We start from the raw sequence: 26,117 nt of genomic DNA on the forward strand, positions 1-26,117 counted from the left end.
CTATATTCAGATTTGTCGTCATGCTGAACTTGTTTCAGTATCTCAATAAGCTAGAGGAGACCCTGAAACAAGTTCAGAGTGACTAGATGGCCAAGTGTCTAGCTGGCAAAACAATAGTTAGGCATCTATAGAATACTTCAATTAAAATATATTATAACTTAAAAAACCCAATTCATATGAATTGGGTTTTTTAAGTTATTTTTTTTTAAAATATTATCGGATTAAGTGATCCGCACGCTTTTCAATCCTAATTCTGCTAACAAGGATCCCGCTTTCGCTACGCACATCGGGATAAGCGATTCGCACACATTTCAATAAAATTGAAATGTGTGCGAATCGCTTACATGTTTCTTCTGTACTGTCCTCCTACCTCAAACATTGCTGAAGTGATCTGACCTAAAGAACAAACTTTAGTTGCATCCATTAAGACTTCAAATAAATTCTCGTTCTTAATAGCAGCTTCCTGAATCATCGCCAGTGCTTTTGCAGATTCTTCTCCAAAGGCTTTATGCAAATTCTTTAAAGTCGTGATTTGGTATTGTTTCTCATCTTCAGTTGCTCTAATAACCTCTCCTGGAGTAACCGTAGGAGAACCAGTAGAACTCAAGAAAGTATTCACGCCAATGATTGGAAATTCCCCATTGTGCTTCAAAGTCTCATAATACAAGCTTTCTTCCTGGATCTTACTACGTTGGTACATAGTTTCCATAGCACCAAGAACTCCACCTCTTTCTGTAATTCTATCGAATTCTAAAAGAACCGCTTCTTCTACAAGATCTGTTAATTCTTCTATGATAAACGCTCCCTGAATTGGATTCTCGTTCTTAGTAAGACCTAATTCTTTATTGATAATAAGTTGAATAGCCATCGCTCGTCTAACTGAGGCCTCTGTAGGCGTTGTAATAGCTTCATCGTAAGCATTTGTATGCAAGGAGTTACAATTATCATAGATAGCATAGAGCGCCTGAAGCGTAGTTCTAATATCATTGAAATCTATTTCCTGTGCATGAAGTGAACGTCCAGAGGTCTGAATGTGATATTTCAGCATTTGAGCTCTTGAATTTGCACCGTATTTATGTTTCATGGCCTTTGCCCAGATCTTTCTGGCAACTCTACCAATTACTGCATATTCCGGATCTACTCCGTTAGAGAAAAAGAACGAAAGGTTTGGTCCAAATTTATTGATATCCATTCCACGGCTTAAGTAGTACTCTACATAAGTAAATCCGTTAGCCAAGGTTAATGCCAACTGAGTCACAGGATTTGCTCCTGCTTCTGCAATATGATATCCAGAAATAGAAACAGAATAAAAGTTTCTTACCTGCTCTTCAATAAAATATTCTTGTACATCTCCCATCAATCTCAAGGCATATTCCGTAGAGAAGATACACGTATTTTGCGCCTGATCTTCTTTTAAAATATCTGCCTGTACAGTTCCTCGAACAACATTCAAGGTGTCTTTTTTGATCTTCGCATAAACATCTGCTGGAAGTACCAAGTCTCCAGTTACTCCTAACAGCATTAATCCTAAACCGTTATTTCCTTCTGGAAGCGGACCTTGATATGCAGGGCGATCTAATTTTTTATCCTTATATATTTTCTTAATCTTCTCCTCTACTTCATCTTGAAGATCATTTTCTACTATATATTTTTCACATTGCTGATCTATAGCAGCATTCATAAAGAATCCTAATAACATTGGAGCGGGACCATTGATGGTCATACTTACAGAAGTCATTGCATCTGCCAAGTCAAATCCAGAATATAATTTCTTCGCATCATCCAGACAACAAATGGAAACACCTGCATTTCCTATTTTTCCATAGATATCTGGTCTAAAATCGGGATCATTCCCATAAAGAGTCACAGAATCGAAAGCTGTAGAAAGTCTCTTTGCAGGCAATCCTGCACTTACATAATGAAAACGTCTGTTTGTTCTTTCCGGTCCACCTTCTCCTGCAAACATTCTGGTTGGATCTTCACCTGCTCTTTTAAAAGGATATAAACCCGCCGTGTAAGGAAACTCTCCCGGAACATTTTCTTGCAAACACCATTTTAAAATGTCTCCCCAAGCTTGATATTTAGGTAGGGAGATCTTAGGAATTTGAGAATGCGATAATGATTCAGTGTGCGTTTCAATTCTAATTTCCTTATCTCTTACTTTAAAAGAATATATCGGCTCTTTGTATTTATTTACTTTTTCATCCCAACCGGTGATGATCTCCCAATTGTAAGGATCAAGGTTCAATTTAACGCGATCGAATTCAGCAATTAAAAGTTTTATGAAATCCTGATTCTTATCGTCATTCTGAACTTGTTTCAGAATCTCATCAGAATCTAAACCATGCTTATCCAAGTATGACTTCTCGTCTTCGCTCGAAGTGACATCAGTCACAGACCCAATCGTTTTATAAATTCCATAAAGCTTTTGTGCGACCTCTTGTTGAGTGATGGCCGTTTCGTCATATTTTCTGTTATTCTCAGAAATTTCAGAAAGATATCTCACTCTGCTTGGAGGAATCACATAGATCTTTTCGCTCTTGTCTTCATTGATATGAAAAGTGGAGGATAACGCAGCTTCCGTTTTTTCATCTACCTTATTCATCAACTTTCTGTAAAGGGTATTCATTCCCGGATCGTTGAACTGAGATGCAATAGTTCCATATACAGGAAGCGTTTCAGGATCGTCATGCCAAAGGCCATGATTACGCTGATATTGTTTTTTTACATCGCGAAGTGCATCTAATGCTCCTCTTTTATCAAATTTGTTAATTGCCACGAGATCTGCAAAATCTAGCATGTCTATCTTCTCCAACTGCGTAGCCGCTCCAAATTCTGGAGTCATTACGTATAATGAAGCATCAGAATGTTCTAAGATCTCGGTATCCGATTGTCCGATCCCTGAAGTTTCTAAAATTATAAGATCGAAAGCTGCTGCTTTAAGTACCTCAACTGCTTCAGAAACATATTTAGACAATGCTAAGTTGGACTGACGAGTTGCTAAGGAACGCATATAAACACGCTCGTTATTAATAGCATTCATACGGATCCTATCTCCTAATAAAGCGCCACCAGTTTTACGTTTTGAGGGATCTACAGAAATAATACCAATAGTTTTCTCAGGAAAATCAATTAAGAATCTTCTTACTAATTCATCAACCAAGGATGATTTCCCAGATCCTCCAGTTCCGGTGATTCCAAGAACAGGAGTTTTCTTTCCATTAACTTCAATCTTACCAAAAGCCTTTTCAAAATCTTCATGTCTGTTTTCAGCTAAAGAAATTAATCTTGCGATTGTATTAATATTTTTATCCTCTAAAAGGCTTTGAGTTTTATCAGCATTTTCTAATGCAGGAGTTGGTGTATCTGCAGTTTTAACAAGATCATTTATCATTCCTTGTAATCCCATTTCTCGCCCATCATCTGGAGCATAGATACGAGTTACACCATAATCCATAAGTTCTTTGATCTCTGAAGGTAGGATCACTCCACCGCCACCACCAAAGATCTTTATATGCTCTGCTCCTTTTTCCTTAAGCAGATCGTACATATACTTAAAATACTCGTTATGTCCTCCTTGATAAGAAGTTAAAGCTATTGCATTCGCATCTTCCTGAATAGCGCAATTCACAACTTCTTCAACACTTCGGTCATGGCCTAAGTGAATTACTTCTACTCCTGTAGACTGAATGATACGGCGCATAATATTAATCGCTGCATCATGCCCATCAAAAAGTGAAGCTGCGGTTACTATTCTTACTTTGTTCTTAGGTATATATGGCGTTTGATCTTGCATTGTTATTCTAAATTTTTAGAGCTGCAATTTACTAAATTCGTAATGAATTTCCCTTATTTGATCTATTTATCAGGAAATCTTAAAAAGAAAGAGCAGCTAAAAAATAATTAAAGGTTCTTCAACTTTTAATAAATTAATTGAATCTGAATAGAAATGCGAGATATAAACTAAATTTTTTATTGATAAATTCATTTCAAATTGTACTGAGACTTTCAGCTAATCTTTAACTTATTAAAACCATCCATAAGTTATAGTCATAAAAATGGAACATTAATTGCTACTTTTAAAAATTATAACCCTAATTTATATTTAAAATGAAAAAATTATACATTCTATTTTTAGTGCCATTCTTCTTTGGATGTGCAGAACTACAAAGCATAGCAACACAATTACCAGGAGGTGAATATGGAGTAACTAATACAGAAATTGCTTCGGGATTGAGACAAGCTTTAGATTTTGGAATAGACAAACAAGTTACCAAGCTTACAAAAGAGGATGGTTTTTTTAAAAATGAATTAGTTCGTATTGCACTTCCAGCAGAACTTCAAAAAGTAGATAAAACTTTGAGAGATGTAGGATTAGGATCTCTGGCAGATGAAGGTCTTAAAGTTTTAAATAGAGCTGCCGAAGATGCAGTAAAAGAAGCAACCCCAATTTTTGTGACCGCAGTAAAAGAGATCACTTTTACCGATGCCCGAAATATCTTACTTGGCAATAATACATCTGCCACTACTTATTTAAATCAGAGAACAGAAACTCAATTATATGCTAAATTCAATCCTGTGATCGCCAATTCTCTTAATAAAGTTGGAGCTACAGAAGTATGGACTAATATAATTAATAAGTACAATTCTATACCACTTACTAATAAAGTAAATCCCGATCTTCCAGATTATGTAACCAATGAAGCATTAAAGGGTGTTTTTACTATGATCGCGATTGAAGAAAAGGATATTAGAAGCAATTTTGCCGCTAGAACTACAGATTTACTTAGAAAAGTCTTCGGTCTACAAGATTAAAATTTATAACAATTGGTTATAAATTTTACAATTACTTTAACCTCAGCTTAGTACATATTAGCACAACGGGGGTTTACATTTGCATTATAACCCTTTATGATGATGGATATAATGTTTTTTAAGACAGAGGAAGAGCGCTTGTGTCAAAAGTATACAGCGCTTATGGATAAAGCATTTAAAACTGCTTTGTTTGATAAGGAAAAAAGCGATAAAATAAATGCACGTGCTAAAAAGATTTTAGAACAGCTTAAAAGGAAAAATTACAAGGGTTTAGACAAATAGTTTTGTAGTTCTTTAAAATATTTTAAAGCTTTTAATTGGCGTGAGCCATACCAACTAAAAAATTCCCCATTAACAATTTCTATACGGGCATTGGACGATGCTCGTATTTCTTTTATATGTTTTTGTTGAAAAGGAAAAGGCTCTGAAGACAGAAGGATAAGATCTATATTATTACCCTTTAAAATATTTAGATCAATTTCAGGATATCTTCCTGCTGTTGCTTTTAAAATATTCTGCCAGCCATTCAATTCGAGCATAGAATTGATATAGGTATCTCCACCCACGACCATCCATGGTTTTCTCCAAATAAAGTAAGCTACTTTTAATTTTTTGGAAGATAAATTATGTTGGAAAAGATTCTTTTTATTAGATAATTCAGAAATCAAAATATTTGCTGCTTTTTCCTTATCTAGTAACAAGCCATATTTTTTTATGAGATCTAAAGAATCAGAAAAAGTGATGACATCAGAAATATGAACTTGGCAGATTTTCTCCAAATCTTCGATCATCTCTAGGGTGTTTTCCTCTTTATTGCAAAGAATTAAATCTGGCTTAAGAGCACGGATTTTATCTAAATGAACTTTCTTAGTACCTCCGACAATAGTTCTATTCTTCTTTAAACCTTCAGGATGAACACAAAATTTTGTGATTCCTACCAGTTTTTCATCTACACCCAAATAAACAACTAACTCTGTTAGGCTGGGAACTAAAGATATAATTCTAGTAAATGGCTTTGAAGTATCAATGCCACGTCCTAGTTGATCTTTAACAATCATCTGGTTTAAATTTAAGATAAGAGTGCCGCCATTTGAGCTGCCATTTCTCGCTGCATTACCTCAGCTTTGGCTGCAGCAATTTCAGCAAAATTTGATGTTTGAGATGCATAAATGATTGCCCTAGAGGAGTTCACCAAGAGACCAACATTTTTATTCATTCCGTATTTACACACTTCTTCCAAACTTCCTCCCTGGGCTCCAACGCCTGGAACTAATAGAAAACTATCGGGAACAATTTTCCTGATCTCCAAAAGGAATTCTGCTTTTGTAGCACCTACTACATACATAAGCCTATCTGAATTTTTATAAGTTTTAGATGTTTCCAGCACTTTTTTATATAATTCATGCCCATCACAGTCTAATGTTTGAAAATCGAATGCTCCTTGATTAGAGGTTAGCGCTAAAAGAATAGCATGCTTTTCTCTAAACTCCAAAAAAGGCTCTACAGAATCTCTCCCCATATAAGGAGCTACGGTTACAGAATCGAAAGCCATTTCGTGAAAGAATGCCTTTGCATACATGCTGGATGTATTCCCAATATCCCCGCGCTTAGCATCGGCGATCGTAAAAATTTCAGGATAATTAGTTTTAATATAATCAATAGTCTTATCTAAAGCTTTCCAGCCTTTTCTACCATGAGCTTCATAAAAAGCCACATTTGGCTTATAAGCAACTGCATATTTATGAGTGGCATCTACAATTGCTTTATTAAACGCAAAGATAGGATCCTCTTCGGTAAGTAAATAGGTAGGGATCTTATCTAGATCGGTGTCCAATCCTACACAAAGAAAAGATTGCTTTTTATGTATTTGAGCTATAAGGTCCTGAGTGGTCATAAAAAATCAGTATTATATTAATTGCAAAAATAACTATATAAAAAATCCCGCAAAGTGCGGGAAATTTATTTTCAATATTTAAAATGCGTCGCTGTTCTCCTTCAGCTTCTCGGTATTTTCTACCAACTGCAATTCATCTACTATTTTTTGAATATCTCCATTTATAATGTTAGAAAGGTCATATAAAGTTAAATTGATCCTGTGATCTGTAACTCTTCCTTGAGAATAATTATAAGTTCTAATTTTCGCACTCCTATCACCACTAGATACCATAGAGTTTCGCTTAGCAGAATCTGCTTCCAATTTCTTAGCTAATTCCATATCGTATAATCTGGAACGCAATACTCTAAATGCCTTTTCTTTATTCTTATGCTGTGATTTCTGATCCTGACATTGAGCAACTAATCCTGTTGGAATGTGCGTTAAACGAACGGCAGAATAGGTTGTATTTACAGACTGACCTCCAGGCCCTGAAGAACAGAAAAAATCTACCCTTACTTCCTTCGGATTGATCTCAACATCAAATTCCTCTGCTTCTGGCAATACCATTACTGTTGCTGCCGAGGTATGCACACGCCCTTGAGTTTCTGTTTGAGGAACCCGTTGAACCCGGTGAACACCAGCTTCAAATTTTAAAGTTCCATATACATCTTCTCCAGAAATTTCAAAGATCATCTCTTTAAAACCTCCATTTGTACCTTCATTATAATCTACAATATTGCATTTCCAGCCACGACCATCTGCATATTTATTATACATCTTATAAAGATCGCCGGCGAAAATACTCGCTTCATCTCCACCTGCACCAGCTCTAATTTCCATAACCACGTTTTTAGCGTCTTCTGGATCTTTTGGCACCAACATCATTCGTATCTTTTCGTCCAATTTCGGTAATTCCGACTTAGCTTCGTCCAGTTGGAGTTTAGCCATTTCTGTCATTTCCGCATCACTACCATCAGCAATGATCTCTTCAGATTCTTTGACGTTCTCTTTAAGTTCTATATATTTTTCACGCACATCCATGAGTGCCTTCAAATCTTTATATTCCTTGTTCAATTCTACATAACGCTTCTGATCTGATATAATATCAGGCTGAATGATAAGATCATTCACTTCATCAAAGCGCTGCTTCACGATATTCAACTTCTCAATCATAAACTTTTCTAATGATTTTTCGATGCAAATTTACATTAATTTCAGCAATTATATAGAGGGATATATTAAGTCTTCTAATGGATTTATACTTCTTTAAAGAAATCCGTAAGATTGCATCATTTCTTTATTCTTATCCATTCGGGAAAATTTAACCAAACATAATAAGCCTATAATATAAAATATTCTGTCTGGATAGTAAAATTCTTCAACGTTTAAATAATATGCCAAAAACCCAGAGATATCGGCTACTACAAAACCAAGCACTGCCAATAAAAAATAGAAAGAAGACTTATTACTATATCTGTTGGAATATGAGAATCCAAGGATTACCATCAAAATCATAGCCATTCCATATAGATAAAACAAAAAGGTATGCCAGGAATCATCCCATTTAGAATCAGCCATACCTATTAATAGATAGAGCATTACAATATTCATCCCTAACACTCCTACAAATAATCCTTTCTGAAATAAGTTAGCTTCTAAATCCCTAACATAGGGTCTAATATGCTTTATCAAAGATAAATAAGCTGCTATCACTAAGACAAAAGTCAACTTTTTAACCCAAGGTATTTCATATTTGAGCAGCAAAAAGTCTGACACTAAAAGCAGTAAAAATCCTATTATTAAAAATGGTTCTTGCCGGTTTGCTTTAATCAAAAAAATAAAAAATAAAACTGAAGTTCCAATAATACGTAGCCACCTACTTTCTAACAATTCTAACTCATAGATCACGTAAAAGTTGGTAACTAATAAAATAGCACCAATTACAACTAGTAAAGTTTTAAAATTTTTCATTCAATTGAAATACAAAGGCGGCAAGTATGATGCGAAATTAAAATTAAAATAACAGATAAGTTCATAAATCTATGAATTAATATAGAAATTCAAAAATAAATTTCTAGTGTTATCTTTACACAAGGATATTGTTTAATCTACGGGATAATATTTTTTATTTATCATTCAGGTGGCTCCTTGCGTCCATATTTTCTGTTCTTTCTAGAAACATAAACTTAAGCAAAAACGCTACTCCCAGAATATTAAAAACTATATCTACTAGGTAGAATTCAAAAAATCCTAGATTAAATGCAATGAAATAAGTGAGGTCTGAAAACGCTAAACCTAAAACGGAACCTAAAAAGAAAATGGAGCGTCTATTTGCATATCTGTTACTAAATGAAACCGCCCCAGATACACATATAATAACTGAAAATCCATATATATAAAATAGGAGGTCTGAGAAAGAATAAGACTGATCAGGAGGTATTAAATCTACTAAAACAAAAAGTAAAAAGATATTCATTCCAATTGCGATTGTAAAAACAATCTTCTGAAATAAATTGGTCTGTAATTGTCTTAGTCTATTAAAAACCAATCCCAATAATGATAGAAATATTCCAGTCCGAACTATAAAAATAAGGGCATTGAAAACTGGATGCTCATATTTTAAGAGCAACCCATCCGAAATTAATAAGAGCGTAAAAACTAAAAGTCCTCGCTTATTAAAATACCATGGAGAAATAAAAAGTAGGAAAAAAGAAAAAATAGTTGCAAATCTCACCCATCGGCCAACCGTTTCATCCAAATTAATCACAACCATTAGGTTGATAGCTATAAAAACTAAAGTGAAAACAGGTATAAAATACTTAAATGGTTTCATATAGCTTAGAAAAAAGATCTAAGTGAACATAATAGCTCCACTTAAAGAAATTGATTTTACTGAATATAAATCAAATAACAGAGTGCTTATGTTAGCATACGATTAAATGTTAATAATCGAATTTCCCGTACTCACTAGTTATTGTAAGAGATTTACCATTAGAAGCTTCAACTCTTCCAATAATTTTTGCTTCTACGTTAAAAGATTTTGAAATAGAAATGATTTTTTCAGCAATCTCTTCATTTACATAAAGTTCCATTCTATGCCCCATATTAAACACTTGGTACATTTCTTTCCAATCGGTTTTACTTTCTTTCTGAATTAATTTGAACAAAGGTGGTGCTTCGAATAAATTATCTTTAATAATATGGAGATCTTTAACGAAGTGAAGTATTTTCGTTTGTGCTCCACCACTACAGTGAACCATCCCATGAATATCAGAATTTGTAAACTGAGATAGAATTTCCTTGATAATAGGAGCATATGTTCTTGTTGGAGACAAGACTAATTTACCCGCATTTAAAGGAGCATTTTCCACTGCTTCAGTTAGTTGCTTAGTGCCCGAATAAATTAGATCTTCAGGGATACTATTATCAAAACTCTCTGGATACTTTTCAACTAAGGTCTTAGAGAATACATCATGTCTGGCAGATGTAAGTCCGTTACTACCCATACCTCCATTATATTCATTCTCATAAGAAGCCTGACCAAAAGATGCCAATCCAACAATAACATCGCCTGGTTTTATATTTGCATTATCTATTACATCACTTTTTTTCATTCTCGCCGTCACTGTAGAATCTACAATTATGGTTCTTACAAGATCACCAACATCTGCAGTTTCCCCACCAGTAGAATGAATTTCAACCCCAAAACCTTTCAGGTCTTGAAGCAATTCTTCGGTTCCATTTATTATTGCTGAAATAACTTCTCCAGAAATAAGATTTTTATTTCTTCCAATAGTAGAAGATAGCATAATGTTATCTACTGCTCCCACGCAAAGAAGGTCATCAATGTTCATAATTAGTGCATCTTGAGCGATCCCTTTCCATACAGAAAGATCTCCGGTTTCTTTCCAATACATATAAGCCAAAGAGGATTTTGTACCTGCGCCATCTGCATGCATAATAAGGCAGTAATCATCATCACCAGTAAGATAATCTGGAACAATCTTACAGAACGCCTGCGGAAATAATCCCTTATCTACATTTTTAATTGCATTGTGAACATCTTCTTTTCCTGCAGAAACACCTCTCCCAGCGTATCTTTTACTTATTTCTTGACTCATGAAGCTCCTTTTTTATGAGATTGCAAAGATACATTCTTTTCATTTTTTATAAGGAAGATTATATATTTTTAAATCTCGCTACAAAACAAAACCGCCTCTCTAAGAATTAATAACATTCTTAGAGAGGCGGCTTCAATCCTAAATTGTTTGATACTATCGAGTAAACAACAACTCTCTATATTTTGTTAATGGCCAGATCTCATCGTCTACCAATAACTCTAACTTATCACAGTGATATCTTATCTCTTCGAAAAATGGTTTCACATTATCACAATAAGCAAATGCTCTTTTCTCTGCATCTTCAATTACATTTGCTTTTTTACGAGCATCTGTCATTTTATTTACATCAGCATTAATATGTTCAATATGTCCTGAGATCGCTTCAATAATTCCAACTTGTTCTTTGGAATGCTTTTTATAATCTTCCTCGAAAATTTCTTTTAACCCACGAACGTTTTCTATTAAAACATTTTGATAACGAATAGAAGTTGGGATAACATGGTTTCTCGCAATATCACCCAAAATTCTTCCTTCTATCTGAATTCTCATTGAGTAATCTTCCAATTCAATTTCGTGACGAGCTTCAACTTCTCTCTTATTCATCACTTTCATCTCCTTGTATAAGTCGATGGTTTGTTTTGAAACCTTAGCTTTTAAAGCTTGAGGAGTTGTTTTATTATTACTTAAGCCACGTTTTTTAGCTTCATCCTGCCATGCATCTGCATATCCATCTCCTTCAAATCTAATTTTCTTAGATTTTTTAATGTAGTCTCTCAAGATATTGAAGATAGCATCATCTTTCTTCATTCCCTTATCTTTGATCAAGACATCTACACTTTTCTTGAAATCTTTAAGCTGCTTTGCAACTATCGTGTTTAAAACAGTCATTGCATTTGCACAGTTTGCCGTAGAACCCACTGCTCTAAACTCAAACTTATTTCCTGTAAAGGCGAATGGAGACGTTCTGTTTCTGTCTGTATTATCAAGTAAAATCTCTGGAATCTTACCAACAACATTTAACTTGAGGTCTGTTTTTTCCTGCGGAGATAGTTTCCCATCAGTTACTTTTTCTAGTTCATTTAAAACTTCTGTTAACTGACTTCCAATAAATGCTGAAATAATTGCTGGTGGCGCTTCGTTAGCTCCTAATCTATGATCGTTAGAGGCACTGGCAATAGTAGCTCTCAATAATTCTTCATGATCATGAACTGCTTTGATAGTATTAATAAAAAATGCTAAAAACTGAAGGTTTTTCATTGGTGTACTACCTGGACTTAATAAGTTAGTTCCAGTATCGGTACTTAAAGACCAATTGTTATGCTTTCCACTACCGTTGATTCCTGCAAATGGTTTTTCGTGGAAAAGAACTTTAAAATTATGTCTTTCTCCAACTTTATCCATTACATCCATTAGTAATGAATTATGATCTACGGCAAGATTTGCTTCTTCGAAGATAGGAGCTAATTCAAACTGATTTGGAGCAACTTCATTATGTCTTGTTTTTACCGGGATACCCAATAACATACATTCAATTTCCAAATCTCTCATATAAGCTAAAGCTCTACTAGGAATAGATCCAAAATAATGATCATCTAATTGTTGTCCTTTTGCTGGGGAGTGCCCTAATAGGGTTCTTCCTGAAAGTTGTAAATCTGGTCTAGATGCGTATAATGCTGAATCTATTAAGAAATATTCCTGCTCCCATCCAAGAGTAGCAATAACTTTAGTCACATTCTTGTCAAAATATTTACAAACTGCTGTTGAAGCCGAATCTACCGCTTGTAAGGCTCTTAAAAGTGGTGTTTTATAATCTAGTGCTTCTCCTGTATAAGAAACATAAACTGTTGGAATACACAAAGTTGTTCCATATATAAATGCTGGAGAAGTTGGATCCCAAGCAGTATAACCTCTGGCTTCAAAAGTATTTCTAATTCCACCATGCGGGAAACTAGAAGCATCTGGTTCCTGTTGAACTAATTGAGTCCCTCCAAATTTTTCAATAGCTAAACCGTCACCAATAGTTTCAAAGAAGGCATCGTGCTTCTCTGCCGTAGCACCTGTTAAAGGCTGAAACCAGTGAGTATAGTGAGTAACTCCTTTAGAAATAGCCCATTCTTTCATCCCGGTAGAAATATGATCTGCTACACCTCTGCTAATTTTTGTTCCTTTGAGAGTGGCATCTCTTACACTTTGATAAGCTTCCTTAGTAAGGAATTGTCTCATCACCGTTTCGTTAAATACATTTCTTCCAAAAAGCTCAGATCTACGATCTGTCTCTTCAATCTTTACTGGCTTTCTGCCTAATGTTTCTTTTAATGCCTGAAATCTTAAAATTGCCATGTGGTGTCGTTTAATTTTAATTTATTACAACAAAAATATACTTTTTAAGATTACACCCCCTAAATTTTAGGGGTAAAAATATTTATTTAACTTTTTTTAGGATTTCAACCGCTATTTTAGAAAAGCTAAGCCAATAAAAATAACGTAGGCTACAAAGAGAATAATCCCTTTATATCTAGAAATACTATATCTCTTTGGAAGAAAAGCTAGAGGAATTAGAACGAAAGAAAAACCCAACATCCAAAAGATGTCGTTAGTAAGTAATTCTTCAGATTTTAAATAAATAGGTTGAATAAGCGCCGTAATCCCAAGGACCGAAGCAATATTAAATATATTGGAACCTATTAAATTCCCAAGCGAAATAGCTTTTTCTTGCTTTAGTGCAGCAATAACCGATGCTGCCAACTCTGGAACGCTGGTTCCTACGGCAATAATACTTACAGAGATCACCCTTTCACTTACTCCAATCATTTCAGCAAGATCTACGGCACCGCTTACTAACAGCTCTGAACCACCATAAAGTGCAACTCCACCAATTAATAACCAAATAATAATTTTAAAACCCGAAACAGCCTCCAAAGACTCGTCTACCCCTTCTACCTCTATTCTGTTTTTTCTAGCTCGCTGTATTAAGAATAGTACATAAATTATTATCCCAATCAATAACGCCGCCCCTTCTATTCTAGAGATATTACTTCCTGTATACAAGAAGAAATATAGTGCAAAGGAAAAGAACATCATTATTGGCCAATTGAACTTGTAGAAATCCTTGTCTATAATTAAAGGTGAAATAATAGCAGTTATACCTAATACTAAACCAATATTGGCAATATTAGACCCAATTACATTACCTAATGAAATATCTGAAAACCCTCCTAGAGCTGCTTGTAAACTTACCAGTAATTCTGGAGCGGAAGTAGCAAAAGAAACTACAGTTAGTCCAATTATCATTTTAGATATATTGAATTTAAAAGATAAAGCCACAGAAGATCTCACTAAGAACTCCCCTCCTACTACCAATAAAACAAACCCAATTAAAATGTAAACTATACTCATCTATTTCATTTTAATGCGAAGATAAAGAAAGTTATGAGTGAAGACCAATTCATTTTTCAAACTACAAAAATAGGTTTACAACTATTTTTATCGTTATATTTGAATCAGACTTATATTTGATATTAAAAAAACAGGATTATGGAGAAATTAACCAATAAAGAAGAAGCGATCATGCATATTCTTTGGACGCTTGAAAAAGCTTTTGTTAAAGAAGTTAAAGCAGAACTTACAGAGGAAAACCTTCATTATAACACTGTCTCCACTATTATTCGGAATTTGGAAGAGAAGGGATATGTTGCTCATAAGGCGTTCGGAAAGACACATCAATATTATCCAGCAGTTTCCAAAGAAACCTACAGGAAACAATTTATGAATACAGCTACTAAAAAATTCTTTGACAATTCTTATAAGAGTATGGTTTCATTTTTCGCAAAGGAAGAAAAAATTTCTGCGGAAGAATTACGTGAAATCTTGGCTATTATTGAAAAAAAGGAGAAGTAATGGAAACTTTAATTGTTTATATATTAAAAAGTGCTGGCTTACTAAGCAGCTTTTTTATTCTCTACATGCTCCTACTTAAAAATGACACATCTTTTACAGCAAATAGGAAATTTTTACTAGCAGGGATTGTTACTTCTATGGTTTTACCATCAGTATACTTTACCAAAAAAATATTAATTAATGCTCCAGAAGTATTTTACAATTCGTCAGAAACCTCAAATTTTACAGTGATCTCAGAAACTACAACTCAAGAATTTGATTGGTGGATGATCACTGGTATAATCTATTTAATAACAACAGGCTTCTTTTTACTTAGATTTTGCTTCAGAATTTTCCAGATCTTAAAATTGGTCCACTTAAGTAAAATCAAAAAAGAAGGAAAGTTTAAAATTATTGAAACTCAAGATACTTCTGGCCCTTTTTCATTCTTCAGTTATATTTTTATAAATCAGAAGGATATAAATAAAGATGAGTTACAACTGATGCTAACTCATGAAAAGATTCATGCCAGGCAATTCCACTCTGTAGATATGATCTTATCCAATTTTATAACTGCAGTACTTTGGTTTAACCCCATAAGTTGGTATTATAAAAAATCTGTAGAGCAAAATCTGGAATACATTGCCGATCATGAAACAGCTAAGGCGTCAGGATGTCTACAACAATATCAACATGCGTTAGTAAGGGTTAGCACAAATCAATATCAAAACGTATTAGTAAATCATTTTTATCAATCATTCATCAAAAAACGAATACTTATGTTAAATAAGAAAACCTCTAGCCGCAGCAATATCTCTAAGATGAGCTTAATTTTCCCATTGCTATTAGCTTTCATGCTAACATTTAATGTAAAAACAGAGGCACAGGTAAAAGCGAAAACTAAAGTTGTATTAAATGATGTTCAGTTTTATCCAGACGAACTGGCTTCTGTAAATATTACTAAAAATTCCACTAAAGCAGAATTGGATGATTCTAGCAGAAAATTTAAAGAGCATGGAGTAGCACTTCAATTTAACAGGCTGAAATTTTCAAAAGATGGATTGCTAACCCGAATCAATATCAAATACGAAATAGCCAAGACTGGTGATTCTGGAAACTTTAATAAAAATGGAGATATGCCGATTGATGATATTGAAATCACTTTATCTGAAGATTTCAAAATAGAATTTCAATCTGCCAAAACTACGAATGATATTAAAGATTTAGTAATTGTAGCTGATTCTAGTAATGTTGTTTTCCACTCTGGTAAAACTCATGAAACTAAAACCTACAAACACAGCCTAGGAGATGTAACTATGGAGCGAATAATTATCACGAAGCCAAGCCAACTTAATCCAAAACAGTCATTTTTTGTTGGAAATAAAGTTCAATATTATGCAACTGATGTAGATTCTATTAGCGGTATAGGACAAATTAGGAATGTGAAAACAAAAAATGGTAACAGAATCACCTGGACAAGTTCTGATATGGATAGCGTTCATAATAAAAATATAATAATTAAAAAGGACAGTTTACTTATCAATTCTCATGATTCAAAAAACGTAAAACTGAATTCTGGTCATAAAAACAACAAGCCTCTTTACATAGTAAATGGAGAGGTACAAGAAGATAACGGTAAGGTATCAAATATAAATCCTGATAATATCGAAAATGTATTTGTGCTTAAAAATGAATCTGCAATCAAAAACTATGGTGCTAAGGGAAAAGACGGAGTGGTTAAAATTAATACCAAGAACAATAAACTTTTCCGCATTAAAGCCACCTCAACTGATGCTGAATTAGAAGATCTTAAAAGAACTGTGGCTGGATCAACAAAATTTAAACTTTCTTTAGATGATTTAGTAAGAAACAAGAAGGGGCTTATCAGTAATATTTCTGTGAAATTTAGAAATAATTCTAGTAAAATGGTTTCAGGAAATTACTCAGAATCAGATGGAATATCCGATATTTATGTGGGTGAAAAAGTAAATGGTGGACTTATCATCTATTCCAACTAATTAATTTTCAGAAAATGCAGTCAGAATCAGATCTAGAAAAATTAAAATTTCCAATCGGAAAATTCATTAAACCAGAAACAATTTCAGAAAGTTCAATAAAGGATTATATTACAGATATTGAACAATTTCCCAATAGGCTGAATAAATTGGTGCCTTATCTTTCTGCAAGTGAACTAAATTATAGATACAGGCCGGAAGGATGGACCATTAAGCAAGTAGTGCATCACTGTGCAGATAGCCACATGAATAGCTTTATAAGATTTAAATTGTGCCTTACTGAAGAACTTCCTAGCATTAAACCTTATAATGAAAGTAAGTGGGCAGAATTACCAGATGCGGCTGAAGCAGATATTTCAACTTCCTTAAAGCTTATTGAAGGTTTGCATGCAAGATGGACTGTGCTATTAAAATCCTTGAATGCATCAGATCTTAATAAAAAGTACATTCATCCTGATAAAGAACAGCCTCTGAATCTTGCAGATAGCATTGCAATTTATTCTTGGCATTGCAATCATCATCTTGCGCATATTAAGCAAGCCTTGGAGAACAATAAAGTAGACTAAATAAATTGATTCATATTTTAAACTACTATTGAGATTTCTTATAAAATATGAAAGGATCACTAACAAGATTTAGATTGAGCATACAAATCTTAAGGTTTATAGATTTATTAAGCCTAATTCCCTGATAATAAATATCTTTGAGGAAAACCAACTCGAATTCTATGAAGAATCACTTTTTTAAAACATTGTCTAAGATTAACCAAAAGGTGCTGCCTAGCTATTCCAAAAAACGATTAGATCTTCAAAAAGCAAGTAAGATACAATTGGCAATAATTGGGTGGAAACTTTGGGTAACTAAAAAAGCATTGAATTAACTTCAGCAACGCGAGAATCTACTAGGAATTTATTACATAAAGGTTCCAGTAGATTATATTTTAAAAAACCAGCAAAGATAATTGCCCTGGAATCCCTATCATCTTAATACTTAAGCAAGGATTTTACAGCGTAAGAATTTAGTTTTTGTCTACCATTTAGAAATGACAGTTCAATTAAGAAATTACACTGTACAATCTCGGCTCCCATTTTTTTAACCAAATCACATGCAGCTCTTGCGGTACCACCCGTAGCTAAAACATCGTCATGCAGAATGATACGTTCTCCTTTTTGGATTGCATCACAATGAATTTCTAAGGTATCTTTTCCGTATTCTAATTCATATACCTCCGAATAGGTTTCGGCAGGCAATTTCCCAGGTTTTCTAATAGGCACAAAACCTGCATTCAGTTTTTCTGCTAAGAGCATCCCAAATAAAAATCCGCGAGATTCTATACCTACTACCTTATCTATTTTCTCATCACCGATAAGCGCTAAAAATTGAGCGACAGATTCTTTTATTGCTTCTGGACTTTGCAGAAGCGGAGTTATATCCTTGTATTGTATTCCTTCCTTAGGAAAATTAGGAATCTCACGAATATATTTGTTCAGATCTATCATTAGGAAATTATTATAAACAGTTAAAAATACTCATAATATTTCAACTAATTCGTTTCGAACAAATTCAAATAGCTTAAAATTATAAAGGCGAAGGCTCTCTGAAATTTTAATTATATTGCTGACTAATTTTTATTATTATTATTCGCTTTTTCAGCAAGTAGCTTTTATCCAATTCTATATGATAATCCTTCCATTTAAAACCATTAAGATCAACTCCTTACTTTTAATCTTCTTAGTATCTCTAATATCTTTTCAGGGAATTGCCCAGACCAGCGAACTTTCCGTAGAAAAAATAATGCAAGATCCATCATGGATGGGTACCTTCCCTTCTAATATTAATTGGAGCGAGGATAGCAAGACGATTTATTTTGATTACAATCTTGCAAAAGATCCTTCAGATTCTATTTATAAGATTCAACTTTCTCAGCAAAGAACAATTTCAAATGTTTCTCTTCACGAACAATTAAGTAAAATTTCTTCTCGCGGAGATTATAATAAAGATCACTCCAAAAAGATCTTTGTAAAAGATGGAGATCTCATGCTGTTTTCAGCTAAAGAGAAGTCTACAAAAACATTAATATCCTTAGGAGAACCAATTTCGAATCCGAAATTCCAACAGAACGAAGATTTGATTGCTTTAGAATTGGAAGATAATATATACCTCTACGATCTAAAAAAAGGAAGCCTGAAAAAACTGACTTCAATTAAGAAAGGCGATGATAAAACGAAAGACAATAAAGAATTATCTAAAAAAGAAGAATGGTTAGAAGATGACAATTTAGATCTACTAAGCGTGGTGTTAGAAAGAAAACAGAAAGAAGATTCTAGTAAGGCTTACCAAAGTAAAATTAAAAAAGAAGCTTTTATTTTCTATACGGGTAAAAGATCTGTTACCAATCTACAACTTTCACCAAATGCAAAATATGCTACTTTCAATCTTATTACCAGAGCAGAGAACAAGAACACGATAGTTCCAAATTATGTTGACGCTTCGGGTTATACTGTAGACCTTAACGCAAGATCCAAAGTAGGAGATGATATTACTAAGGTGGAACTAGCAATTTATAATTTTGCAAAGGACACAGTGTATTTAGCAAAATCTGATGATCTCCCAGGAATCTCAGACCTTCCCGACTATGTGAGTGATTATCCAGATAAAGAATGGAAAAAAGAACCTAGGGACGTAATCGCGTGGGGAGCTTCTTTTTCTGCTAATGGTGAAAAAGCTCTAGTGAATGTACGTTCGCAAGATAATAAAGATCGATGGATCACCCTTTTAGATCTAGAAAATGGAACTTTAAAAAACCTGGACAGACAACGTGATGAAGCTTGGATAAACGGTCCTGGAATCGGTTATTCTTATGGCGGAGGAACACTTGGTTGGCTGCCAGACAATAAACACATCTACTTCCAATCTGAAGAAACGGGCTATTCCCATTTATATTTACTGAATACAGAAAACGGAAAGAAAACAGTATTGACTTCTGGAGAATATGAAGTCTTCGATCCGCAGTTATCTAAAGATGAAAAAAGCTGGTTTTTAACTACTTCTGAAATTGATGCAGGAGAACGTCATTTTTATAAAATGCCAGTAATGGGTGGAAAAATGACTCAATTGACTTCGATGAGCGGAAATAATCAGGTAACTCTTTCTCCAGATGAAAAGCAGATGGCAATTTTGTACTCTTTTAGCAATCAGCCTTGGGAATTATACCTCAAAAAAACGGGAACCAATACTAAAGCGATTCAATTAACTAAAGGTCAATCTGAAGCTTTTAGAGCTTACAATTGGAGAGCGCCAAATAGAATAAAGGTTAAAGCTACAGATGGGGCAATGGTTCCTGCCAGATTGTATAAACCAAAAGATGATGTGAAAAATGGGGCTGCTGTGATCTTTGTTCATGGAGCAGGATATCTACAGAATGCCCATAATTGGTGGTCTTCTTATTTTAGAGAATATATGTTCCATAACTTGTTGACAGATCTAGGATACACCGTTTTGGATATGGATTATCGAGGAAGTGCTGGGTATGGAAGAGATTGGAGAACCGGGATCTATAGGCACATGGGAGGAAAAGACTTATCTGATAATGTAGATGGAGCTAAGTTTTTAATTGAAGAACACGGGATTGATAAGGAGAAGATAGGAATCTACGGAGGGAGTTATGGTGGATTCATCACATTAATGGCAATGTTCAATGAAAGTGACACTTTTAAATCTGGAGCAGCATTAAGATCTGTAACAGATTGGGCACACTATAATGATGGTTATACTTCCAATATTTTAAACACTCCGGTAGAGGATCCAATAGCTTATAGACGTTCTTCTCCTATTTATTTTGCTGAAGGTTTAAAAGGTAATTTATTGATCGCACATGGGATGGTAGATACTAATGTTCATTTCCAAGATGTAGTTAGACTTGCTCAGCGATTAATAGAGTTGAAAAAAGACAATTGGGAAATGGCTCTTTACCCTGTAGAAAGCCACGGTTTTGTAGAGCCAAGTAGCTGGACCGATGAGTATAAAAGAATTTTAAAGCTCTTTAATAACACCTTGTTAGCGAAGTAAAAGCATTATAATAAGCTCTCGCCTCCACTCGGTTGCAATTGGGGCGAGGTGATTTTCATTTTTTAAAATTCCGTAAATTGAGATAATGAATGGTTAGCGTAAAGCTGAACTTGTTTCAGCTTCTATATAACTTTTAGATCCTGAAATAAATTCAGGATGACGATTCTTCAAATGTTTAGGATTATAAAAGCTTTTTAATAAGCTCTCAACTTGTTCCGAGACCTATCTGGATATTATTTTAATTATGTCAGTCTGAGCCTCTCGAAGACTCTCATAGAATCAAAAACCCATATTTGTCATCCTGAGCAATAGCGAAGGATCTCAATGAACTGATTAATCTTCTAATTTAGAAATCCTCTTTTCTTCGGAATTACAAAAAAATCGCTCTGTCAGCCTGAGCCTGTGGAAGACTCTTGCCAAATATATTGGATACTTCGACACGCTCAGTGTGACAACATCTTAACTTTAAATTCCTGATAACACTAATAAGGTTTGGCTTAGAATAGCGAAAAACCTCTGAGAATAGTAAAACATCTTATTTTGAAGTTTCCAAAGATTCCTTCTTATTAAGCTCCATTCTTCTAAAATAGTCTTTTGCTGCTTTTAAAACTTTTGGAGCAAGGATCAATGTAGAGATCATTGTTGGAATTGCCATCAAAGCAAAGAATCCGTCAATTAAATTAATCATCATACTCAAAGTAGTAGTTGCACCCATCAGAATACTTAAAATATAAAAGTAATTGTAGTAATGTTTCTTATCTGCTCCTATCAAAAATGAAAGACATTTTGTTCCGTAGTAAGAATAAGAGAATAAAGATGAAATACTGAAAAATGCGATACAGATTAACAAGATATAATTTCCGTAGAAAGGCATAGCATCATTAAAAGCAGCTGCGGTTAGACTCACCCCGTTCTGTTCTGAAGTTTGCCAAACCCCAGTTACTAAAATCGCTAAGGCAGTAAGTGTGCAAACCACCAAAGTATCTATAGCTGGTCCTAACATAGCAACGAGACCTTCTCTAATTGGTTCGTTTGTCTTAGCTGCTCCATGTGCCATTGGTGCTGTTCCAATACCCGCCTCATTAGAAAAAGCTCCACGCCGAATACCTAAAATTATTAGTCCGCCTAAAACACCTCCTAAAAATGAATCACCAGTAAAATTATCTGCAGCAAAAGCATCAGTAAATATCAAGCCAAAATAATAAGGTACTTGATCTGAATTCACAAATAAGATTATAAGTACAGATATAAAATACATTACCACCATCAAAGGCACTAATTTAGAAACCGTTTTACTAATTCTGGAAAGACCTCCAAAGATCACCACAGAGGTTATAGCTACTAAAATAAATCCAATTATCAAATTAGAACTAAGACCTACTTCTACTCCATTTGGTTCTAGAAGAATGAAATTAATAGCCTGTGTTAACTGATTCACATTAAAAACAGGAAGTGCTCCTACCAATCCAGCAACACTAAACATCACCGCCAAAGCTTTCCATTTCTTACCTAATCCTTCCATTATAAAATACATAGGCCCTCCCTGGATATTACCATCTGTATCTTTCCCACGATACATAACCGCTAAACTATTAGTGAAAAATTTAGTTGCCATCCCAATAATAGCGCTTACCCACATCCAGAAAATAGCTCCTGGTCCACCAATAGCAATTGCCACAGCAACTCCAGCAATATTACCCATTCCAACAGTTGCAGATAATGCTGTAGATAATGCCTGAAAGTGACTTATTTCTCCAGGATCGTCTGGATTATCATATTTCCCTCTTAATACTTGTAAGGCATGACCTAAATATCTAAAAGGGAGAAATTTTGAGATAACCAGCAGATAAAAACCACCACCAATCAGTAAAATTAAAAGAGGAAGTCCCCATACAAAAGAGGCAAAATCGGCAATAAATTGATCTATTTGAGTCATAAGAAAATAAAGTGCTTAGCTTAAAAGAGTGGAAAAATAATATAATTTGGATGAAGGTAAAAAGATAATCCATTTTAACAGATTATTTTATCGGAATCATTCTATATAAATATTAATAAGCCTGAATCTGATTTCAATTTAACTTATACAAAAATGAACATTGCAAAACTTCCCATATTTAATACGTGAAATTGATTGCAGTAAGTAAACACCTATGGGCAGATTAAATTTTAAGAAATGTTAAGAATTATTTAGGTTTAATCAATAAATAGACATCATTAAAGAATTTGAAATTATATTTTAGTTATCAATTTAAACCGATGTAAACCTGATAATTACATTAAATTATTATATTTATGCCTCATAAAGAATTGTGAAATTTTAACCTTGTTTTTAACAACCTACTTAGACTTTACATAAATTTATCTAAAATTTTTATAAAATGAGCTCCACTCAAAAGATTTCAGCGGTACAAAGGAATAATGTCAAGGTTGTTGGTAATGGAACTCAACCCATACTATTTGCTCATGGATATGGCTGCGACCAAAATATGTGGCGTTATGTATATCCGGAATTTGAAGAAAACTATAAAGTTATACTTTTCGATCATGTGGGTGCTGGTCATTCCGATCATAATTCCTATTCTAAAGAAAAATATGACAATCTTTTAGGCTATGCAGAAGACATTTTGGAAATCTGCGAAGAGCTGGACTTAAAAGATGTGATTCTTATAAGTCATTCTGTAAGTTCTATGATAGCTGCCCTTGCTGCAAATCTAGAGCCTTCAAGATTTGCTAATTTAATAATGATAGGCCCGTCTGCCAGATATATTAATGATGAAGGTTATGTTGGTGGTTTTAATAAAGAAGATATAGACGATCTAATGGAGGCTTTAGATAGCAATTATTTAGGCTGGGCTGCTAATATAGCTCCTGTAATAATGGGGAATCCAGATAAGCCAGAATTAGGTGAAGAATTATCAAATAGTTTTTGCCGAACCAATCCAGAGATCGCAAAACATTTTGCCAGAGTTACTTTTCTATCAGACAATCGTAAGGACTTAAAATCTGTAACAGTACCAACTTTGGTATTACAGTGTTCCCAAGATATTATAGCTCCTGTAGAAGTTGGCCAATATGTACACGATAATCTTCAGAATTCTGAATTTCAGATCCTAAATGCAACCGGACATTGCCCCAATCTTAGTGCGCCGGAAGAAACTACTTTTGCAATAAAGAAATATCTTGCAAGCACAACTTCATGAGTATAACAAATAAGGATAAAAACCCTAAAGGGAGAATTACTGAAACTGCAGAGGAATTATATGAAAATGCTCCTTGCGGTTATGTTTCGTTTCTAACGGATGGAACTATCTATAATTTAAATACAACCTTACTTTCTTGGCTAAACTTCACTAAAGAGGAGGTGATCTATCTAAAAAAATTCCCCGACCTTTTTAAAATTGGCGGACAGATTTTCTTTGAAACTCATTTCTTTCCCTTGATTAGAATGCAAGGCTTTATTCAGGAAATCAATTTTGATATTGTAAGAAAAGACCGCAGTTCTTTTCCCGGTCTTATTAATGTAATTGAAATTCCGGCCAAAGGTTTAAACCCAATAACCTACAGAGCAACTATATTTGATATTACAGATCGTAAGAAATACGAGAAAGAATTAATTGCTGCCAAAAAGAAAGCAGAAGAAGATTCTCATGCTAAGGCAGAATTTTTATCTACCATAAGTCATGAAATAAGAACTCCACTACATGCCATTTTAGGTATTGGCAACTTATTAAGTAAAACTCACCTTAACGAGGATCAAAAAGAATATGCAAAAATCTTACTGCTTTCTTCCGAAAACCTTCTAGGACTGGTAAATAATTTGCTTGATCTAAGTAAAATTGAAGCTCAAAAGGTAAAACTAGAAATGCGAGATTTCAATATTAATAATATGGTGAAAATGCTGCAGCAAACTTTTAGAGTGAAGGCTGCAGAAAAGAATATTGAATTGTTGGTAGAAATGGACGAGAATGTCCCACAAGAGCTAACAGGAGATCCAATAAAGTTATCCCAAATACTCACCAACCTTATTGGGAATGCCATAAAGTTCACCAAAACAGGATCTGTATCTATTATTATTGAACAACTAGAAACAGAAAAAAATAATTCACTTCTATCATTTAGAGTATGTGATACGGGAATTGGGATTCCGCAAGATAAGTTAGAAGCTATTTTTCAGGAATTTTCTCAGGCGAGTTATGATGTTAATCTGGAATATGGTGGCACAGGACTTGGTCTTACTATAAGTCAAAAACTGCTTCATTTGCACCATTCAGAAATGAAAGTGCAAAGTATAGAAGGACAAGGTGCCGAATTTAGTTTTGAGATTTGGTACAAGGTTAATAATAATTTTTCGTCTGCAAAGGAAAAAATAATTAGCAACGAGGATAAAGAAATATTAAAATCGTCTCGAGTTTTGGTTGTAGACGATAATCCAGCTAATATCTATATTACTTCTCAGTTTCTAAATAATTGGAATTTAGAAAATGAATCGGCTAAAAGTGGTAGAGAAGCATTAAATATGCTGAAAAATAAGCACTACGACCTTATTTTGCTGGATTTACACATGCCTAAATTAAATGGATATAAAACTGCTAAGGAAATTCGTGCTTTAAATATTTCCAAGCAACCAATTCTAATAGCCTTATCTGCTTCAGAAAGAGGAGAGATAAACTATAAACTACAAAAGGCAGGATTCCAAGATCACGTTCCGAAACCCTTTCAACCGGAAAAATTACTAGAAACGCTAGTGTATTATTTACATAATCCTAATAATATAGGTAAGGAGAATTTTATAGAGGTCGAAGAGGAGACAAGAGAGGAAATTGAAGAGATTGAAATCAAAAATAAGCCTTCAGAAACTCAACAACTAAAGAACACAACTTTTGATGTGTCAAAGTTTGTGAAAATGGCTAATAATAATCCTATTTATATAGATAAATTTATCAAAAGCACCTTAGATGCACTTATTATCTATGAGCAAGAATTCTTGGAAGCTGTAGATGCTAAGAGTGCGGAAATGCTTGGGAATCTTATCCACAAAAGCACTATGTCTGTTTTCTATATTCAGGCAGATAAGCTTAGTATACTTATGGAAGAAGTTAAAACCTTGATTGAGAAAAATGTTGCATCAACAGAAGTTCTTCAGAAGAAATCTAAAGCTTGCTCCAGAGAATTTCATAAAATCATTAAAGGTTTACAAGAAATAAAAGCTGAAGAGATCCTAGCTCTTACAGATTAATATTACGTTTTCCTTGTCAAAATTTAGCTTTCCTCAAGAAATCAAGAAAAAAAAACGCAAATACATTATTAATCTCGGTATTAAAGCAAATTTTAATCCAATTATATGAA

The 26,117-nt window shown here is 34.0% G+C and carries 20 protein-coding genes; 9 read left to right on the forward strand and 11 right to left on the reverse strand.

Features of this window, described 5'->3' with window-relative positions; genetic code table 11:
- Positions 1-340: 340 nt before the first annotated feature.
- The gene (locus I130_RS11915; RefSeq protein ID WP_034923346.1) at positions 341-3,796 is read right to left on the reverse strand and encodes a methylmalonyl-CoA mutase family protein; all 3,456 of its coding nucleotides are present in this window, start codon (positions 3,794-3,796) and stop codon (positions 341-343) included.
- A 314-nt stretch (positions 3,797-4,110) separates the two neighbouring features.
- Between I130_RS11915 and I130_RS11920 the strand changes: the two genes are divergently transcribed.
- Positions 4,111-4,815, forward strand: coding sequence for a DUF4197 domain-containing protein (locus I130_RS11920; protein WP_034923348.1), 705 nt, complete (start codon positions 4,111-4,113; stop codon positions 4,813-4,815).
- A 99-nt stretch (positions 4,816-4,914) separates the two neighbouring features.
- On the forward strand, positions 4,915-5,097 hold the full coding sequence (locus I130_RS11925; protein WP_034923416.1) for a Lacal_2735 family protein: 183 nt from the start codon (positions 4,915-4,917) through the stop codon (positions 5,095-5,097).
- Here I130_RS11925 and I130_RS11930 read toward each other — a convergent pair.
- From I130_RS11930 to I130_RS11965, 8 genes are all read right to left on the reverse strand, one after another.
- Entirely contained in the window at positions 5,076-5,873 is a 798-nt protein-coding gene (locus I130_RS11930; RefSeq protein ID WP_034923350.1) for a helical backbone metal receptor, read from the reverse strand. The two genes, I130_RS11925 and I130_RS11930, sit on opposite strands and share 22 nt — an antisense overlap.
- Before the next feature lie 11 nt (positions 5,874-5,884).
- On the reverse strand, positions 5,885-6,709 hold the full coding sequence (gene pyrF / locus I130_RS11935; protein WP_034923352.1) for an orotidine-5'-phosphate decarboxylase: 825 nt from the start codon (positions 6,707-6,709) through the stop codon (positions 5,885-5,887).
- A 78-nt stretch (positions 6,710-6,787) separates the two neighbouring features.
- On the reverse strand, positions 6,788-7,864 hold the full coding sequence (gene prfA / locus I130_RS11940; RefSeq protein WP_034923354.1) for a peptide chain release factor 1: 1,077 nt from the start codon (positions 7,862-7,864) through the stop codon (positions 6,788-6,790).
- 93 nt (positions 7,865-7,957) lie between these two features.
- Entirely contained in the window at positions 7,958-8,662 is a 705-nt protein-coding gene (locus tag I130_RS11945; RefSeq protein ID WP_034923356.1) for a hypothetical protein, read from the reverse strand.
- A 154-nt stretch (positions 8,663-8,816) separates the two neighbouring features.
- Positions 8,817-9,524, reverse strand: a complete 708-nt coding sequence (locus I130_RS11950; protein ID WP_157480578.1) for a hypothetical protein — start codon at positions 9,522-9,524, stop codon at positions 8,817-8,819.
- Between the two features lie 109 nt (positions 9,525-9,633).
- Positions 9,634-10,812: an AIR synthase related protein gene (locus I130_RS11955; RefSeq protein ID WP_034923360.1), complete on the reverse strand. Its 1,179-nt coding sequence runs from the start codon at positions 10,810-10,812 to the stop codon at positions 9,634-9,636.
- A 153-nt stretch (positions 10,813-10,965) separates the two neighbouring features.
- Positions 10,966-13,152 (reverse strand): glutamine synthetase III, encoded by a 2,187-nt coding sequence (locus I130_RS11960; RefSeq protein WP_034923361.1) that lies wholly within the window; start codon positions 13,150-13,152, stop codon positions 10,966-10,968.
- A 111-nt stretch (positions 13,153-13,263) separates the two neighbouring features.
- Positions 13,264-14,208 (reverse strand): calcium/sodium antiporter, encoded by a 945-nt coding sequence (locus tag I130_RS11965; RefSeq protein WP_034923363.1) that lies wholly within the window; start codon positions 14,206-14,208, stop codon positions 13,264-13,266.
- 138 nt (positions 14,209-14,346) lie between these two features.
- Here I130_RS11965 and I130_RS11970 point away from each other — a divergent pair, with 138 nt between their 5' ends.
- The 4 genes from I130_RS11970 to I130_RS11985 all read left to right on the forward strand — a co-directional run bounded on the left by I130_RS11970 (position 14,347) and on the right by I130_RS11985 (position 17,583).
- The gene (locus I130_RS11970; RefSeq protein WP_034923365.1) at positions 14,347-14,709 is read left to right on the forward strand and encodes a BlaI/MecI/CopY family transcriptional regulator; all 363 of its coding nucleotides are present in this window, start codon (positions 14,347-14,349) and stop codon (positions 14,707-14,709) included.
- A complete protein-coding gene (locus I130_RS11975; RefSeq protein ID WP_034923367.1) occupies positions 14,709-16,706 on the forward strand; it encodes a M56 family metallopeptidase in 1,998 nt (665 codons plus the stop codon). The genes I130_RS11970 and I130_RS11975 overlap by 1 nt, the downstream gene beginning before the upstream one ends.
- 14 nt (positions 16,707-16,720) lie before the next feature.
- Complete coding sequence (locus I130_RS11980) at positions 16,721-17,269, forward strand: YfiT family bacillithiol transferase (RefSeq protein ID WP_034923369.1); 549 nt, start codon at positions 16,721-16,723, stop codon at positions 17,267-17,269.
- 161 nt (positions 17,270-17,430) lie between these two features.
- Positions 17,431-17,583 carry a hypothetical protein gene (locus tag I130_RS11985; protein WP_034923370.1) on the forward strand — a complete coding sequence of 51 codons (153 nt, stop codon included), beginning with the start codon at positions 17,431-17,433 and terminating at the stop codon, positions 17,581-17,583.
- A gap of 103 nt (positions 17,584-17,686) precedes the next feature.
- Here I130_RS11985 and I130_RS11990 read toward each other — a convergent pair whose 3' ends face one another.
- Positions 17,687-18,202 carry an adenine phosphoribosyltransferase gene (locus I130_RS11990; RefSeq protein WP_034923372.1) on the reverse strand — a complete coding sequence of 172 codons (516 nt, stop codon included), beginning with the start codon at positions 18,200-18,202 and terminating at the stop codon, positions 17,687-17,689.
- A gap of 178 nt (positions 18,203-18,380) precedes the next feature.
- Here I130_RS11990 and I130_RS11995 point away from each other — a divergent pair, with 178 nt between their 5' ends.
- Entirely contained in the window at positions 18,381-20,771 is a 2,391-nt protein-coding gene (locus I130_RS11995) for a S9 family peptidase (RefSeq protein ID WP_034923377.1), read from the forward strand.
- A 535-nt stretch (positions 20,772-21,306) separates the two neighbouring features.
- Here I130_RS11995 and I130_RS12000 read toward each other — a convergent pair.
- Positions 21,307-22,707 (reverse strand): alanine/glycine:cation symporter family protein, encoded by a 1,401-nt coding sequence (locus I130_RS12000; RefSeq protein WP_034923380.1) that lies wholly within the window; start codon positions 22,705-22,707, stop codon positions 21,307-21,309.
- 442 nt (positions 22,708-23,149) lie between these two features.
- Here I130_RS12000 and I130_RS12005 point away from each other — a divergent pair, with 442 nt between their 5' ends.
- Positions 23,150-23,971: an alpha/beta fold hydrolase gene (locus I130_RS12005; RefSeq protein ID WP_034923383.1), complete on the forward strand. Its 822-nt coding sequence runs from the start codon at positions 23,150-23,152 to the stop codon at positions 23,969-23,971.
- Positions 23,968-26,007 carry an ATP-binding protein gene (locus I130_RS12010; RefSeq protein ID WP_051119705.1) on the forward strand — a complete coding sequence of 680 codons (2,040 nt, stop codon included), beginning with the start codon at positions 23,968-23,970 and terminating at the stop codon, positions 26,005-26,007. Before I130_RS12005 ends, I130_RS12010 begins: the two co-directional genes overlap by 4 nt.
- Positions 26,008-26,117 lie beyond the last annotated feature (110 nt).

The sequence above is a fragment of the Gillisia sp. CAL575 genome, assembly GCF_000403785.1.
In the GTDB taxonomy this organism is placed as follows: Bacteria; Bacteroidota; Bacteroidia; order Flavobacteriales; family Flavobacteriaceae; genus Gillisia.